We start from the raw sequence: 15,620 nt of genomic DNA, 5'->3' as shown, positions 1-15,620 counted from the left end.
GTGCGGAGTCGCCGGGGTGCCCGGTGACATCGATCGGAGGAGTCGGCTGTGGACGAGGTCCGAAACCTGATCATCATCGGCTCGGGACCGTCCGGCTACACCGCGGCGCTGTACGCGGCCCGGGCCAACCTGAACCCGCTGGTCATCGAGGGTGTGGAGTCCGGCGGCTCGCTGATGACCACCACCGAGGTGGAAAACTTCCCCGGTTTCCCCGAGGGCATCATGGGCCCCGAGCTCATGGACAACATGCGCAAGCAGGCTGAGCGGTTCGGCGCGGAGTTCATCACCGACGACGTGACCCGGGTCGAGCTGTGCGACCGGCCGACCGAGGCGGGCAGCGAGGGCCTCAAGACGGTGTGGGTGGGCGACACCACCTACTTCGCCCGCGCGGTCATCCTTTCCACCGGGTCGGCCTGGCGTCCGCTAGGCGTCCCGGGGGAGAAGGAGCTGCTCGGTCACGGCGTCTCCTCGTGCGCGACCTGTGACGGTTTCTTCTTCCGCGGCCAGAACATCATCGTGGTCGGCGGCGGCGACTCCGCGATGGAGGAGGCCACGTTCCTGACCAAGTTCGCCGAGACCGTCACGATCGTGCACCGCCGCGACTCGTTCCGGGCCAGCAAGGTGATGCAGGTCCGGGCGCTGAACAATCCGAAGATCAAGGTCGAGTGGAACAGCGCCGTCGAGGAGATCCTGGGCGCCGACGGCAAGGTCGCCGGTGTCCGGCTGCGCGACACGCAGACCGGCGGGACGAAGGTCCTGGACGTCACTGGCGTCTTCGTCGCCATCGGCCACGACCCGCGCAGCGACCTGTTCAAGGGCCAGATCGAGCTCGACGCCGACGGCTACGTCAAGGTGGAGCACCCGAGCACCCGGACGAGCATTCCGGGCGTGTTCGCGGCCGGCGACCTGGTCGACCACACGTACCGGCAGGCCATCACCGCCGCCGGTACCGGCTGCGCCGCGGCGCTGGACGCCGAACGCTTCATCGCCTCGTTCATCGAACTCTGATCCACCCGACTGAAAATCCCGGAGGTACCTGGTGGGAGCTACCAAGGCGGTCACCGACGCCACGTTCGCCAACGACGTTCTGCAGTCCGCGAAGCCGGTGCTGGTGGACTTCTGGGCCGAGTGGTGCGCGCCGTGCCGCAAGGTCGAGCCGTTGCTCGCCGAGATCGCCACGGAGATGGGCGACAGGGTGGAGATCGTCAAGGTCAACATCGACGAGAACCCCGAGACCGCCCGCGCCTACCGGGTCATGTCCGTGCCCACCCTGACCATGTTCAAGGGCGGCGAGCCGGTCAGCTCGGTGGCCGGCGCGAAGCCGAAGGGCGCCCTGATCAACCTCATCGAGTCGGCTCTCTGACCGACGACCTGCGACGACGCCCCGTGTCCCGGAGGACGCGGGGCGTCATCATTTCGTGATCCGAGGCACGGATCGTCGATCGACGCCCGGCCGCGCAGGATCGTGCGGGGTACGCTCCGGAGGTTGCCCTTCCGCCCCACCCCCGAGCCCGAGGGAGCCGCGCGTGCGTGCGATCCGACGTGGAGATACCGGACCGGCCGTCCACGAGATCCGGTCCATCCTCGTGGGGCTCGACCTGCTCGACGCCCCTGCGGACCTCTACGACGACGCCACCGAGACGGCCGTCCGGGCGTTCCAGCAGAGCCGCGGCATCGGCGTCGACGGGGTCGTCGACGCCGAGACCTGGCAGGCCCTGGACGGGGCCCGCTGGACGCTCGGCGACCGTACGCTCTTCCACTCGGTCCCGGCCGCCCTGGCCGGGGAGGACGTCCGCGCCCTGCAGGAACGCCTCATGGAGATGGGGTATGACACCGGCCGCACGGACGGCATCTACGGCGCACGGACGGCCCGCGCCGTCGCCCAGTTCCAGCGCGAGGTCGGCCTGACCCCGGACGGCTCCTGTGGCCCGCACACGATGCACGCCCTGCGCCGGCTCGGCCGCAAGGTGGTCGGCGGGCGGCCCCAGTGGCTGCGGGAGGCGGAGGCGTTCCGCCAGTCCGGCCCCAACCTGATGGGCAAGACGATCGTCATCGACCCCGGCCACGGCGGCCCGAGCGATCTCGGCGTGGTGGTGCCGGACGGCCCGTTGCGGTGGACCGAGGCGGACCTCGCGTTCGACCTGGCCGCCCGGCTGGAGGGGCGGCTCGCCGCCGCGGGGATGCGCGTGCACCTGACCCGAGGTCCCGCGCCGGCCGAGCCGATGACCGGCGCCCAGCGGGCCGAGCTTGCCAACAACCTCGGCGCCGACCTGCTCATCTCCCTGCACCTGGACGGGCACGACAACCCGGCGGCCGACGGCGTCGCCACCTACCACTACGGCACCGGCAACGGGCTGACCTCCACCGTGGGGGAGCGGCTGGCGAACCTGGTGCAGCGTGAGATCGTCGTGCGTACCGGCATGCGGGACTGCCGCATCCACGCCAAGACGTGGGAGTTGCTGCGGCTGACCCGGATGCCCGCGGTCCGCGTCGACTTCGGCTACCTCACCTCACCGGTCGAGCGGGACCGCCTGGTCAACCCGCTGTTCCGCGAACAGCTCGTCGAGGCGATCCTCGCCGCGGTGCAGCGCATGTACTACCCGGTCGAGCAGGACGTGCCGACCGGCTCGATCGACGTCCGCAAGCTGCGGATGGTCCTCGCCCAGTCTTGAGTCAGGACTGGGTGGATCGCGTCGCCGCCGCCGGACGCACCGGCCGCAGCAGGGTGTCCGGGCTCATCGAGCCGAGCAGCTTCTCCAGCGCGTACTCGACGTCGGACTTCCACGACAGGGCCGTACGCAACTCCAGGCGCAGCCGCGGGAAGCGCGGGTGCGGGCGTACCGTCTTGAAGCCCACCGACAGGAAGAAGTCGACCGGGGCGACGCAGCTGTCCTCGCCCTCGCCGGCCTCGCCGAACTTCGCGTCGCCGAACGCCTCGATCGCCTTCACTCCGCGCTTGGTGAGATCACGCGCGACGCCCTGCACGAGCATCCGGCCCAGCCCGCCCCCGGCGAACGCGGTCACGACGTGGGCGGTCGTCAGCAGCACGGCGTCCGCGGAAACCGGCGACGTGGGGAACGCCATGGACCGCGGCACGTACGCGGGCGGCGCGTACATGACGTAGCCCGCGGGCATCCCGTCCACGTACGCGAGCTTGCCGCACGAACCCCACTCCAGCAGGGTCTGCGACACCCATGCTTCCTTTTCGAGGCCGGGGTCGCCGGAGGCACACGCGCGCTCCGCGGACACGGGGTCGAGCTCCCAGTAGACGCACTGCCGGCAAGGCCGGGGGAGGTCCTCGAGCGTGTCGAGAGTCAGGTTCACCAGGCGACGCGACATCGGCGGACCCCTCAGCATCACGGAATGTCCGGTTGACGAAGCACGGTCCTGTTCACGTGCTCGTCCGCGCCCTCGTCGGATACTACGCCGCAATGGCCTTGAACGGCACCGATCGGACGTCGCCCACAAGGCCACCGTCGGCTCGTTGGCCGTCGGGCCGCCGGGCACGCGGCGATTAGCATGAATGCCGCTGCCGTCACGCGACGGCATCTTTCGGAAGGGGTGAACGGCATGACCGGTACGACCCAGGACGACTACACCGACCGTTATGCGAGGCGGGTGCGGGGCATGACCGCCTCGGAGATCCGTGCGCTGTTCGCCGTCGCGAGCCGCCCCGAGGTGGTGTCGCTGGCCGGCGGCTCGCCGTACATTGCGGCGCTTCCGCTGGACGCGGTGGGGGAGATGCTCGCGCACCTCGCCGCCGACGAGGGCACCACGAGCCTGCAGTACGGCATCGGCCAGGGCACGCCCGAGCTGCGCGAAGGCATCTGCGAGGTGATGTCGCTGTCCGGCATCGACGCGTCGACCGGGGCGTCCCCCGACGACGTGGTGGTGACCGTGGGCGGCCAGCAGGCACTGGACCTGGTGGCACGGCTGTTCCTGGACCCGGGCGACGTGGTGCTCGCCGAGGGGCCGACGTACGTCGGCGCACTCGGCGTCTTCCAGGCCGCCCAGGCACAGGTCCGGCACATCGCCATGGACGCCGACGGGCTCGTCCCGGCTGCCTTGGAGGAGGCCATCGCCGAGACCGCCGGGCGGGCGAAGTTCCTCTACACCATCCCCACGTACCAGAACCCGGCCGGCGTCACGATGAGCGAGCAGCGGCGCGAGCAGGTGCTGGACATCTGCGAGCGGGCCGGGCTGCTGGTCGTCGAGGACGACCCGTACGGCACGCTGAGCTTCGCGGGTGACGCGCCGAGGCCGCTGCGGGCGCGTCGCCGCGACGGCGTGTTCTACCTCAGCACGTTCTCCAAGACATTCGCGCCGGGCCTGCGGGTCGGCTGGATCCTCGCCCCGCACGCGGTGCGCGAGAAGCTCGTTATGACCAGCGAGGCGCAGATCCTGTGCCCGAGCGCGTTCGCGCAGGCCGCGGTCACCCGCTACCTGACCACCATGCCGTGGCGCGAGCAGATCAAGACGTACCGCGAGATCTACCGCGAGCGCCGCGATGCCCTGCTCGACGCGCTCCAGGACCTGATGCCCGCCGGCACGACGTGGACCCGGCCCGAGGGCGGCCTGTTCGTGTGGGCCACCCTGCCCGATGGCCTGGACTCGAAGGCGATGATGCCGCGCGCCATCGCCGCCCGCGTCGCCTACGTGCCCGGCACCGGGTTCTACGCCGACGGCTCGGGTGCCAACCACATGCGGCTCAACTTCTCGTTCCCTCCGCCCGAGCGGATCCGCGAGGGCGTGCGCCGGCTCGCCGGCGTCATGGAGCAGGAGCTGGCGATGCGCGCCGTCTTCGGCGCACCGGCCCTGCACCGCCGTCGTGGGCACGCGGGCGCGGACGCTCCCGGCCCCGACTTGTCATGATCAATTCCATGGGTACGGAGGAAGACGTGCACGTTCTGGTCCTGGCCGGCGGCCTGTCGTACGAGCGGGACGTGTCGCTGCGCTCCGGGCGTCGGGTGCTCGACGCCCTGCGCGCCGCCGGGCTGCAGGCCGAGATGCGCGACGCCGACGTTTCGCTGCTGCCGTACCTGGCGCAGGACATGCCGGACGCCGTGGTCATCGCACTGCACGGCGCCACGGGGGAGGACGGTTCGCTGCGCGGGGTGCTCGACCTGTGCGGCGTGCCGTACGTCGGGTGTGACGCCCGCGCCTCCCGCCTTGCCTGGGACAAGCCGTCCGCGAAAGCCATGCTGCGCGAGGCCGGCATCCCCACGCCGGACTGGGTGGCGCTGCCGCACGACCGCTTCTCCGAGCTCGGCGCGGTCGCGGTGCTCGACCGGATCGTCGACCGCATCGGGCTGCCGCTGATGGTCAAGCCAGCCCAGGGCGGCTCCGGTCTCGGCGCCTCCGTCGTACGCGACGCGGCCGACCTGCCCGCCGCCATGGTCGGCTGCTTCGCGTACGACTCCACGGCCCTCGTCGAGCGATACGTTCCCGGCATGGATGTGGCCGTCTCCGTGGTCGACCTCGGCGACGGCCCGCAGCCCCTCCCGCCCGTCGAGATCGTCCCCCGCAACGGTGTGTACGACTACGCCGCCCGCTACACCGCCGGGCTGACCACATGGCACACCCCGGCTCGCCTCGACCCGGCCGTCGCCGCGCGGGTCGCGTCGACCGCGCTCGCGGCACACGAGGCACTCGGCCTGCGGGACCTGTCCCGGGTGGACCTGATCGTGGATGCCGCCGGGGAGCCGCATGTGCTGGAGGTCAACGTCTCCCCGGGGTTGACCGAGACGTCGCTGCTGCCGCTCGCTGCCCAGGCCGCGGGGCTGGATCTCGGGAAGCTTCTGGCCGGGCTGGTCGCCAGGGCAGTCGCCCGGGGCTGATCCGCCACGCGTCTCGTGGAACTCGGCCGGAGCGGCTGCGCCTCGTGGTGGAGTCGTCGTTCCTGCAGGAGCGCTTCGCCGCCCGCGCACCCGACATCGCCGAGGCGCGCGTCAGGCTCAAGCGGATGTGGCTCAGCGTCGCGCCGTGCTCACCTCGGACCGGGGGTGTGCACGTCGCGCCGCTGCGGCGTGGGAGCTCAGGTGCCGAGACGCTTAGTCAGCGGCGCTCGCGGACTTCCGGCCCTGTGGTGACCGTTACTGCGTCGGCTGACTCGGTATCGACTGTCGTGGCGTCGTCGACTCCGTAGCGCTGGTGTCCCCGCCGCCGGCCTCCGGGTCGCCGGTCTCCGATGCACCCGACCCCGTCCCGCTCGTCTTCGAGTCACCCATCCCCTTGCCGGCGGTCTTCGGGTCCCCGGCCTCCGGGTCAGCGGTCCCCTTGGCCGCGGTCCTCCGGTCGCCAGCCTCCGAGTCAGCGGTCCCCTTGGCCGCGGTCGTCCGGTCGCCAGCCTCCGAGTCAGCGGTCCCGTTGCCAGCGGTCTTCGGGCCGCCGTCGTTACCAGCGACGGCTGCGGTGCTCGCGCTGGCGGAGGTCGGTGCGGTCTGGGCCAGACTCTCGGAGGCTGGCTCCGCGAGAGTTTCATTGGCGCGGATCGGTTCGGCAGCGGCTGGCATCGCGCGGACCGGCTGGGCTGGCGTCTGCAAGGCGGAGCTCGGTTCCGCCCTCGTCGTCTGGACCGTCCCTAGAACCGGGCTCGGTTTCGCGGATGTTGCCGGGGCGGGGGCTGATTCGCGCTGGTCCGTGGGCGGGTCCGCAACCTCGTGCCCGGCCGAGGCTTCCGGCGCGGAACTCGGTTCGGATGCCTTCTCCCGGACGGGCGCTTCGGCTGGCGTCACCGTGGCGGACGCCTGGGCCCCCGGCTCCGAGTCGTCGCTGTGGGCCGGATTGATCCGCGGCGCACGTGTCGGCTCGGCGTCGGCGTCGATCGAGATCGGCGGGGGGTCACTGATCGTGGATGGCGATTGCCACGCGATGTGCGGTGGCTCTGCGATCGCGCGACCGCCGAACTCTCCCAGCCATGCGGCAACCAATGCCAGGTTCTCGCGCCACAGATTCTCGGGCACCACCGGAAGGATGTCGTCCCAGAGCGACAGGAAGGTGCCGCGCAGCTGCAGCCGTCCGTACGGCCGCGCAAGGAACCACATGTGCAGGTGTGCCGAGCCATCGCCCCAACGGTTGACGTGGACCCGCGCCACGCCGTCGAGCGAGCGGATGGCCCGTTCAAGCCTCACCGTCATGACGCCGAGTTCGGCGGCGAGCAGGTTCGGCAAGTCGCCGAGGTCAAGGTGCGACCGGCATTCCAGGATGAGAACCACGGGCAGGCCGGTCGGACGGTCCATCGCCCGCACTCGCCAGCGATCACTGACCCAGATGTACTCGTCGTCCGGCGTACCACAGGACACACAGTCGGCTGCGTCCTCGCCGCTGCGCGGCGGTTCCACGGCGACCGGGTCGGCAAGGGGCTTGACCCGCATGTCTCCCTCAAACGGGAAGGAGGGCCAGCGCGTGAAGTCGGGGAGCGGGGGGATTCTGTCGGGCACGTGGCTGACCCTAGTCCAGCTCTTGGCCACTGTCCCGGGTCAATTTCGAGTGAATCTCCTCTGCTCGGTTCGGCCATTCGGGCATGGGTAGACGTTGATCAAGGTCACAGTCTGTGGACAGTACGGCCGGGGCTGCCGTTGTCCACAGAAGTTATCCACAGGCCCCATGGTTTCCCGTGAAACACCACGTAGATGCGCTCGCCCGCCTGTGGATACAGCCGTGTGGTTGCGAGCGTCCATCGGCCATGTTTCACGTGAAACAGCGACGACCATCCCCTCAACAACGCTTACACACAGCCTGTGGATATTCATCCGCCACGCTTCCGCGATGGTGGGGCAACGTAAGTGGGAGACGTCGCCTGGTCGCCTGGTCGCCTGGTCGCCTGGTCGCCTGGTCGCCTGGTCGCCTGGTCGCCTGGTCGCCTGGTCGCCTGGTCGCCTGGTCGCCTGGTCGCCTGGTCGCCTGGTCGCCTGGTCGCCGGCCGATGATGCGCCGAGCCGGCGCGTCGTCAATCGCCGCGGGCATTGGGCCTGGCGAGGCATCCGTGGTCAGACGATGGGCGGCCCTCGCCGAAACCACAAATCCGGTTTCACGTGAAACGGCACCGGGCACCGGGCACCGGGCACCGGGCACCGGGCACCGGGCACCGGGCACCGGGCACCGGGCACCGGGCACCGGGCACCGGGCACCGGGCACCGGGCACCGGGCACCGGGCACCGGGCACCGGGCACCGGGCACCGGGCACCGGGCACCGGGCACCGGGCACCGGGCACCGGGCACCGGGCACCGGGCACCGGGCACCGGGCACCGGGCACCGGGCACCGGGCACCGGGCACCGGGCACCGGGCACCGGGCACCGGGCACCGGGCACCGGGCACCGGGCACCGGGCACCGGGCACCGGGCACCGGGCACCGGGCACCGGGCACCGGGCACCGGGCACCGGGCACCGGGCACCGGGCACCGGGCACCGGGCACCGGGCACCGGGCACCGGGCACCGGGCACCGGGCACCGGGCGGGATTGTGGGTGATGGTTTCACGTGAAACAAGGCCGAATGGCGACCACTATTCCGAGGATGAACCGACCGCCGATCGCTGATTGTTCAGCCCGTGCTGAGTGGGGCGCCTTTCCGCTTGTTCGCCATGTTGCTCTGATTCGGCCCGCCGATTGGCGTGCGGACTTCCACGCATGGGCAGCCGAGTCAGGTAGCTCTCGCCAGCCTGTGAGACGGCCGGCGTGAGAATCCGGAGCGGAGGAACGCGGCCGATTCTGAATCGCGCCTCGATGTAGCGGATTCCCACACGGCCCCCATCGAATCCAGGTCTACGCAATCCAGTACGCAGGCATCCGCCCCTGCAACGCGGCCCGCCGCCCCGGTTGCGGGCGCCCGTCACCGAGCGCAACCCGATACCGGACTTGGCCCGCCTCCCTTACCACCATCGAGCCTGACTGCCGTCGAGCCGCCGCCCGTTTCACGTGAAACCAGGAACCTCGGCTCGCAAATCATGCACCTTGCCAGCGGTCGATTCGACGTTGTCATAGCGGCAGGGACCGGATCCAAGGACCCTGATCGCCGCCAGATGGACAACGCCCAGAAAGCCATAACCAGTCGGTAGACATCGCCGGACGATCGTCCGGGACCTTCTCGGCTCGGCAGCCTGTCGGAGCAATCGCTGGAACACTCGCGTCAAGCGCGAGTCCTCGCGAACACCCGCGCCAGCTTTCCGCCCAAGAAACTCACATGACGAACTCATCATGAACGTTTCGGGCCCTCGACCACAGACCGGGAATGGTTCGTGCGTGCAGGCGCTGAAGCAGGGGCCAGTCTCGATCGCAGGAAAGTCGTCGACCCCAGAGCCGAACCATCGCGGGTGGTGAACTACAACGACCGACGCCGCGAGATGCGGCGACTCCGGATCCGACGGTTCCATACGGTCCTCGCGGATTTCGGCTCGTGACTACGACTCAAATGCCTCCCCGCGGAGCGCGTGAACGACGGGCCCGCTGATCACCGCCGGCCGACGCCAGGTTTCACGTGAAACACTGCTGTCGGCCGCGGGCGGTCGGCACGAAAACCGGCCGCTCCCGTGCGTGACGAAGTGGGTGCCGGATCGCGCAGCTCGGCGGGGGTGGGACAGCGGATCACCGGGCGCAGTTGCTGCACCCGGAGGACAGGCTCACGCTGCCGGTGGGGTCAGAGCTCAAGCACCCCGACGGCCTGCCTCCGCTTCGCTCGCCGGTCGGCCGGAAGCCAAGCATCAAGTAGAAGTCCTCGGGTCCTCCCGCGCACGGCTGCCAGGTGACGTACGCCTTGGAGCTGCCACGAGCTCGGGCTCTTTGCAGGCCTCGTCGACGGCGAATCGCCCGTAGCCCTGCCCTTCGGCGGCGGTAGCGATTCAGCCGCCAGAGCCCAGAGCGCCGATCTTCGGGATCCTGGTTGGCCCACGGGATGTCGAGAAACTCCATGACGAAAGCCGACCGACCGCTCGCCATCGTAGATCAGCATCGGCCAGGCGGTTCGGGGAACACGTACGCCTCGGCCAGTGACTTGGCCACGGGAGCGACCAGATCGTCCTGGTCGGGCCGAACGGACAATGCCAGTGCCGCCTCGTAGTTCTCCGGCGTGACGAGTTCCAATTGCGTGGTGCAGACACCAGCCACGCAGCTGCCTACTGGAGCAGCACCTTCTCACGGTCGGACGAGCGGGTATGCACCACGATCACGAGCAGGTCGGCGATAGGAATCAGCTGAATCGTCAACGACGCCGGACTGTGTCCTGAGTTGTGGTGGACGTACGAATTGCCTCTCGGTCGTCGAATCTCTAAGGGATCGTCAAGCCACACCAACGCACGTGACTCACACCGGGCCGTCGCGTAGCGCAGGAACTTGCGGGATGGGCCGGCGAAAGGCAGCCCGGGGATTGCCGATCCGAACACCAGGGGCGCCAACAACCGGAGGGTCGAGGAAGAAGCCCGGGCCAGGCGAGACGCCTGACATGCGGTGCTGGGTGACGTCCGCAAGCGGCCGTGGATTGGGGTGTCAAGGCCACCTGAGCTGAGAGTGGCTTTCGCTGTCATGGCGAAGTCCATTCCCACATCCGACCCGGCCCAAGGTGAAGCGTTCTCTCAATTCCCGCATGGAGCACCGAACGCCGTGATTTCGGGCGTTCAAAACGAGCCGATCAGCCGGAATCGAGTACTGAGAAATCTCAGGAGAATCGCTCTGGGAGAACCGTATCCACAGCCCACAGATCGCCTGATTCGGCGCTGAACGCGTAGAGCCGATTCAGTCAGCCGTTTTCGGGCACCTGCATGAGGTGGTGCTCACTTCGTGCATGGAGAGTCCGTAGCCACTGGCGGCGGAACCAGCACAAGCAAATGGGGCACGCTGCCGGACGGCCGCGTGCCCCATTAGGACGCCCGACCGTCGTGCCGGCGCGGCGCAGGTCCGTTCAGCGTCGGTCGCTGTCGCCCTCCTGGTCGACACCGATCATGCCGACGATTCGCTCCAGGTCATCGACGGTCGCGAACTCGATCGTGATCTTCCCTTTGTTCCGGCCGATGTCGACCTTGACGCGGGTGTCGAACCGGTCGGAGAGCCGGTCCGCAAGATCGTTGAGCGCCGGGGCGTGAACCTTGGGGCGCCGTGTCGGCGCGGCCTTCTTCGCCGGACCGTCCGCGAGCGCAAGCGAGACCAGCTCCTCGGTGGCGCGTACGGAAAGTCCCTCGGCGACGATGCGCAGCGCCAGCTTCTCCTGTGCGTCGCCATCATCGAGGCTGAGTAGCGCCCGAGCGTGACCCGCAGAGAGCACCCCCGCCGCCACCCGCCGCTGGACGGGAGCGGGCAGGTTCATGAGCCGAATCGTGTTGGAGATCTGCGGGCGGCTGCGGCCGATCCGGCGTGCAAGTTCCTCGTGCGTGGCGCCGAACTCGTCAAGCAGCTGCTGATAGGCGGCCGCCTCTTCGAGCGGGTTCAGGTTCGCTCGATGGATGTTCTCCAGCAGCGCATCACGCAGCATGGCGTCGTCACGGGTGTCGCGGATGATCGCGGGGATGCTTTCCCGGCCGATCGCTTGGGCCGCGCGCCAACGCCGCTCGCCCATGACGAGCTCGTACTTGCCGTCGCCGATCTCCCGCACGACGATCGGCTGCAGGAAGCCGACCTCTTGGATGGAGACCTTGAGCTCCTCGAGCGCCTCTTCCTCGAAGACATGCCGGGGCTGCTTCGAGTTCGGCTCGATCGAGGTGACCGGAAGATCGGCGAAGCGCGCTCCTGGGACCGGTGCAAGCCCTTCGTCAGCCGAGGCGTCCTCGACCGGTTCCGGTTCACTCTCATCGGGGCCCATGAACTGCGCCGGGGGAGCAGCCGGCGGCGGCGTAGCGGCCGGAGGTGCCACCGGCGCGGCAGGCGCGGGCGCCACGGCCGCGGGCGCGGCAGATACAGCCGCGGCAGGGGCAGCCGCGGGCGCGGCGGGCGCGACCTCTGGCGGCGCCTCCTCGGTGGCGACGGCCGCCCCGGATGGTGGCGCCGTGGGAATCAACGCGCCCAGGCCCCGTCCGAGACCTCCCCGTGGCCGGTTCTTCATGCCGTGCCTCCCGTGTTGACCCCGCGCATCGCAAGCTCCAGCGCGGCTTCGAAGTAGCTGGTCGCGCCTCGCGAACCCGGATCGTAGGTCATCACGGACTGGCCATAGCTCGGAGCCTCCGAAACCCGGACGTTACGCGGGATCACGGCTTGGAGCACCTTGGCGCCGAAGTGGTTACGGACGTCCTGCTCGACAGCGTCCGCCAGCCGCGTACGGCGGTCGTACATCGTGAGCAGGATGGTCGAGACGTCGAGCGTCGGGTTCAGGTGCTGGCGCACCAGGTTGATGTTGTTGATGAGCTGGTTGAGACCCTCAAGCGCGTAGTACTCGCACTGGATTGGGATCAGCACTTCCTGTGCCGCCACGAGCGCGTTCACCGTCAGGAGGCCGAGCGACGGGGGGCAGTCGATGAACACGTAGTCGAACGTCTCCGGGTGCGCAGCGATGGCCCGGGCCAGGCGCGACTCTCGGGCCACCACGGAAACCAACTCGATCTCAGCGCCGGCGAGGTCGATGGTCGCGGGAACGCACCACAGGTTCGGAATGCCCTCGACTCCCTGCGCCACCTCGGCGAGCGGGACGTTGTCGATAAGGCAGTCGTATACGTCGGGCACACCCGCGTGGTGCGGCACGTTGAGCCCGGTCGAGGCGTTGCCTTGCGGGTCGAGGTCGACCACGAGTACGCGGTTTCCGTGCAGGGCAAGCGCAACGGCAAGGTTCACCGTCGTGGTCGTCTTGCCGACCCCGCCTTTCTGGTTCGCCACGCACAGGATGCGGGGATGGTCCGGCCGCGGCATGGTGATCTCACCGCTCGGGTTGAGAATCTGCACGGCACGCAACGCTTCCATCGCGAGCGGGGGATCGTCGTCTCGCTCCGATGTTTCACGTGAAACAGCTTCATCGTCGGCCGAAGCGGCGGCGGAAGGCGAAGTTGGCGGAACCGGCACGGAGGCGCTTCCGGTCGTCGGCCCCGTACGTGGCGCGGGCGCGGGGCGGCGACTCTCTTCCTGACCATCCTCCTCAGCCTGGTCGGCCGAAGTCGATGTCGGCGTGCCGTACACCTGACCCGCGGCCGTCTGGCTCCCGTGTCCGTTTGCTCCGCGTGGCTGCGGCACGCCTTGCTCCCCCCTGTCGAACCCCAACCCGGGCGGATCGGAGACAGCGATTGGATCGGTTTCACGTGAAACACCGTTCCATGCGCCACGGCCACCGTCGACACCTCTGCCGTACTCCTGCACCGTCTTATCCCTGCCTGGTTGGAATGGATCGGACCCGCGAACACTCACCCTGGCACCGTGTGGCGATGCGTGGGATCCGGCAGAAGGCGGTGGGGTGACGCATGCGTCCACCGTCGGGTCCACACTATCGACGCGCGGCCAGCCTACGGCCGCGGGGCGTGGCTCGCCACGATTCTCCGCCTGATGAGGCCTTGAGGGCGACCCCGATCCCGCTTCGAAGACCATGAATCCCGACACGAAACGAAGCGCCACGGCACCGGGCGGGGGAGCCGGGCACGGCGGCCAAACGTCGCGACCTGCACCGGGTCGCTTGGTCATCGCGTTTCCCGCCGGCCGCGTTGTGGAAGCCGCCCCGAAATCCGCCGACCCCGTGACGGAAGGCGCGCAGCAATCCGCCGGGCCCGTGACGGAAGCCGCGCCGAGGTCCGCCGCGCCCGTGACGGAAGCCGCCCCGAAATGCGCAGGGCCTACAACCGAGGGCGCCGTGAATTCGGCCGGCCCCGCGACGGGAGTCGCTTCGGCATCCGCCGGCTCCGTCACAGAAGCCGCCCCGAAGCCCAATGGCTCAGGCGCGGGAGGAGGTGGCTCCACCACAGGACCGACTGATACGGCGCTGGGGACGGGCGACACCTTCGCACCGGACGCGGACGAGAGCGACACCCCCGCGATCGGCTCGAGAGCGGCCGCCACTACCGCGCCCGAGGTGGATGCGGCAGATACGGGAGCAGGCGGTGCCGCCGGTTGACCCGGCCCCGATGCGGCGCGTGGAACTCGTCCGGCTCGCTTGCGTGCTCCCCGCCTGCCCATCTATCTCCTCCGCGTTCTCCCTTGCCCGGAGCCGCGTTCCCCGCCGCCACGCGTGGGCCGCCCCGTACCGGTCGCCCGCGCGGACGACCTCGACCGTGGCGGCACGACGTCCCGTTCCCGCACGATCTCAACGACCGTGCTGGGGGGATCGATCACGCCGGCCCCGCAGGACCGGATGACCGGGTCCGAGCCGCCGAGGCGGTGGATCACCTCGCGGTGCTCCGCCACCTCCTCCGCGGCCGAGGCCCCCTTCAGTGCCAGCAGCCGGCCGCCGACGGCGGCGAGAGGCAGACACCAGCCGGCGAGCCGGTCCAGCGGAGCGACCGCCCTGGCGGTGACGACGTCGGCGGCGACGGGGGGCCCGCCGGCGACCTCTTCGGCTCGGCCACGGACGACCGTCACGGTCGCGTCGAGGCCGAGCGTTGTCACCGCCTCGGACAGAAAGGCGGTACGCCGTGCCAGTGGTTCGACCAGGGTGATGGTGAGGTCCGGCCGGGCCACAGCGAGCACGATACCGGGCAAACCAGCACCGGATCCGACATCCACCACATAAGCGCCTATAGGGATTAGATCCGCCAAGACGGCGCAGTTGATGAGATGCCGTTCCCAGATCCGTGGGGCTTCGCGCGGCCCGATCAGGCCACGCACCACACCGTCCGTCACGAGCAGTCGCGCGTACGAGGTGGCAACCGCGAGCCGATCCCCGAAGACGCGCCGCGCAGACTCGACCAGCTCGGTGGGAGGGTCGGGTGATATCGAGCCTGCAGGCGGGCCGGAGTCGCCCGGACCAGAAGGCTGTGCAGACGACGGCGGCCCGGGCAGTTCAGCACCCGGGCCGCCGTCACCCACACCGAAGCGAGGTGTGGTCATCGCGTCAGTCAGCCGGCCGTACCACGATGCGCCGGTTCGGTTCGACGCCCTCCGACTCGCTCTGCACGCCGCTGATCGCGTTGACCACGTCGTGCACGCACTTGCGCTCGAACGCCGACATCGGCTCCAGGCGTACGGCGTCGCCGTGCTCCTTGACCTTCTCGACCGCGTTGCGGGCGACCGCGGCCAGTTCCTTGCGCCGGCTGGCCCGGTACCCGCCGATGTCGAGCAGCAGGCGGCTCGGCGAACCGGTCGCCCGGAAAATCGCCAGCCGGGTCAGTTCCTGCAGCGCCTCCAGGGTGGCGCCACGCTGGCCGACCAGCGGCTGCAGCCGGCCACCGACGACCTCGACCATCGGGCGTCCGCCGGACACCAGTTCGTCGATGTCTCCGTCGTAGTCGAGGATGTCGAGCAGACCCTCGACGTAGTCGGCCGCGATCTCGCTCTGCCGGAACAGGTCGCTGTCGGAGGAGCCGGACTCCGGCTTCTCCTGCTCGCCGCCGGCCGACGATGCGCTGCCGCTCTCCGCGGAAACGCCACCCGCCTCCGGGTCCACGGCTTCGCTGGACTGGGCGGCGCTGGGCGTGCTGGTGTCGGTCACGGTGTCATCTCCGTACTCTCGTGCCGGACCTGCCGGTCCGCTGTTTCCCGCGCCGCCGGTGTCCGTACGCCGACGCGGG

12 protein-coding genes and 1 pseudogene are annotated in these 15,620 nt (G+C 69.8%); 6 read left to right on the top strand and 7 right to left on the bottom strand.

Features of this window, described 5'->3' with window-relative positions:
* The first annotated feature begins 48 nt into the window (after window positions 1–48).
* The 3 genes from trxB (at window position 49) to ACMCNK_RS21510 (ending at window position 2,672) form a co-directional block, all read left to right on the top strand.
* On the top strand, window positions 49–1,008 hold the full coding sequence (gene trxB, locus ACMCNK_RS21520; protein WP_412738184.1) for a thioredoxin-disulfide reductase: 960 nt from the start codon (window positions 49–51) through the stop codon (window positions 1,006–1,008).
* A gap of 31 nt (window positions 1,009–1,039) precedes the next feature.
* Complete coding sequence (trxA, locus tag ACMCNK_RS21515; protein ID WP_412738183.1) at window positions 1,040–1,363, top strand: thioredoxin; 324 nt, start codon at window positions 1,040–1,042, stop codon at window positions 1,361–1,363.
* Window positions 1,364–1,526: 163 nt separating this feature from the next.
* Window positions 1,527–2,672: an N-acetylmuramoyl-L-alanine amidase gene (locus ACMCNK_RS21510; protein ID WP_412738182.1), complete on the top strand. Its 1,146-nt coding sequence runs from the start codon at window positions 1,527–1,529 to the stop codon at window positions 2,670–2,672.
* A 1-nt stretch (window position 2,673) separates the two neighbouring features.
* On the opposite strand, the gene ACMCNK_RS21505 is transcribed toward ACMCNK_RS21510, so the two are convergent.
* Entirely contained in the window at window positions 2,674–3,339 is a 666-nt protein-coding gene (locus ACMCNK_RS21505) for a GNAT family N-acetyltransferase (RefSeq protein WP_412738181.1), read from the bottom strand.
* Between the two features lie 231 nt (window positions 3,340–3,570).
* Here ACMCNK_RS21505 and ACMCNK_RS21500 point away from each other — a divergent pair, with 231 nt between their 5' ends.
* Window positions 3,571–4,872, top strand: a complete 1,302-nt coding sequence (locus ACMCNK_RS21500; RefSeq protein ID WP_412738180.1) for a PLP-dependent aminotransferase family protein — start codon at window positions 3,571–3,573, stop codon at window positions 4,870–4,872.
* A gap of 8 nt (window positions 4,873–4,880) precedes the next feature.
* Entirely contained in the window at window positions 4,881–5,837 is a 957-nt protein-coding gene (locus tag ACMCNK_RS21495) for a D-alanine--D-alanine ligase (protein ID WP_412738179.1), read from the top strand.
* A 1,011-nt stretch (window positions 5,838–6,848) separates the two neighbouring features.
* Here the strand turns inward: ACMCNK_RS21495 and ACMCNK_RS21490 are convergent.
* A pseudogene (locus ACMCNK_RS21490) lies at window positions 6,849–7,214 on the bottom strand (hypothetical protein); the annotation flags it as partial.
* A gap of 819 nt (window positions 7,215–8,033) precedes the next feature.
* Here ACMCNK_RS21490 and ACMCNK_RS21485 point away from each other — a divergent pair.
* Entirely contained in the window at window positions 8,034–8,483 is a 450-nt protein-coding gene (locus ACMCNK_RS21485) for a hypothetical protein (RefSeq protein WP_412738178.1), read from the top strand.
* A 1,456-nt stretch (window positions 8,484–9,939) separates the two neighbouring features.
* On the opposite strand, the gene ACMCNK_RS21480 is transcribed toward ACMCNK_RS21485, so the two are convergent.
* The 5 genes from ACMCNK_RS21480 to ACMCNK_RS21460 all read right to left on the bottom strand — a co-directional run bounded on the left by ACMCNK_RS21480 (window position 9,940) and on the right by ACMCNK_RS21460 (window position 15,541).
* Complete coding sequence (locus ACMCNK_RS21480) at window positions 9,940–10,101, bottom strand: hypothetical protein (protein ID WP_412738177.1); 162 nt, start codon at window positions 10,099–10,101, stop codon at window positions 9,940–9,942.
* Between the two features lie 790 nt (window positions 10,102–10,891).
* Window positions 10,892–12,025 carry a ParB/RepB/Spo0J family partition protein gene (locus ACMCNK_RS21475; protein ID WP_412738176.1) on the bottom strand — a complete coding sequence of 378 codons (1,134 nt, stop codon included), beginning with the start codon at window positions 12,023–12,025 and terminating at the stop codon, window positions 10,892–10,894.
* Window positions 12,022–13,086, bottom strand: coding sequence for a ParA family protein (locus ACMCNK_RS21470; protein ID WP_412740941.1), 1,065 nt, complete (start codon window positions 13,084–13,086; stop codon window positions 12,022–12,024). The genes ACMCNK_RS21475 and ACMCNK_RS21470 overlap by 4 nt, the downstream gene beginning before the upstream one ends.
* Window positions 13,087–14,070: 984 nt before the next feature.
* Complete coding sequence (gene rsmG / locus ACMCNK_RS21465) at window positions 14,071–14,940, bottom strand: 16S rRNA (guanine(527)-N(7))-methyltransferase RsmG (RefSeq protein ID WP_412738175.1); 870 nt, start codon at window positions 14,938–14,940, stop codon at window positions 14,071–14,073.
* Window positions 14,941–14,944: 4 nt separating this feature from the next.
* Complete coding sequence (locus ACMCNK_RS21460) at window positions 14,945–15,541, bottom strand: protein jag (RefSeq protein WP_412738174.1); 597 nt, start codon at window positions 15,539–15,541, stop codon at window positions 14,945–14,947.
* Window positions 15,542–15,620: the final 79 nt, after the last annotated feature.

This window comes from Krasilnikovia sp. MM14-A1259 (assembly GCF_047159535.1).
Classification (GTDB): Bacteria; Actinomycetota; Actinomycetes; order Mycobacteriales; family Micromonosporaceae; genus Actinoplanes.
Note: the sequence above shows the minus strand (reverse complement) of the source record. Positions and strands in the feature narration are given on the sequence as shown.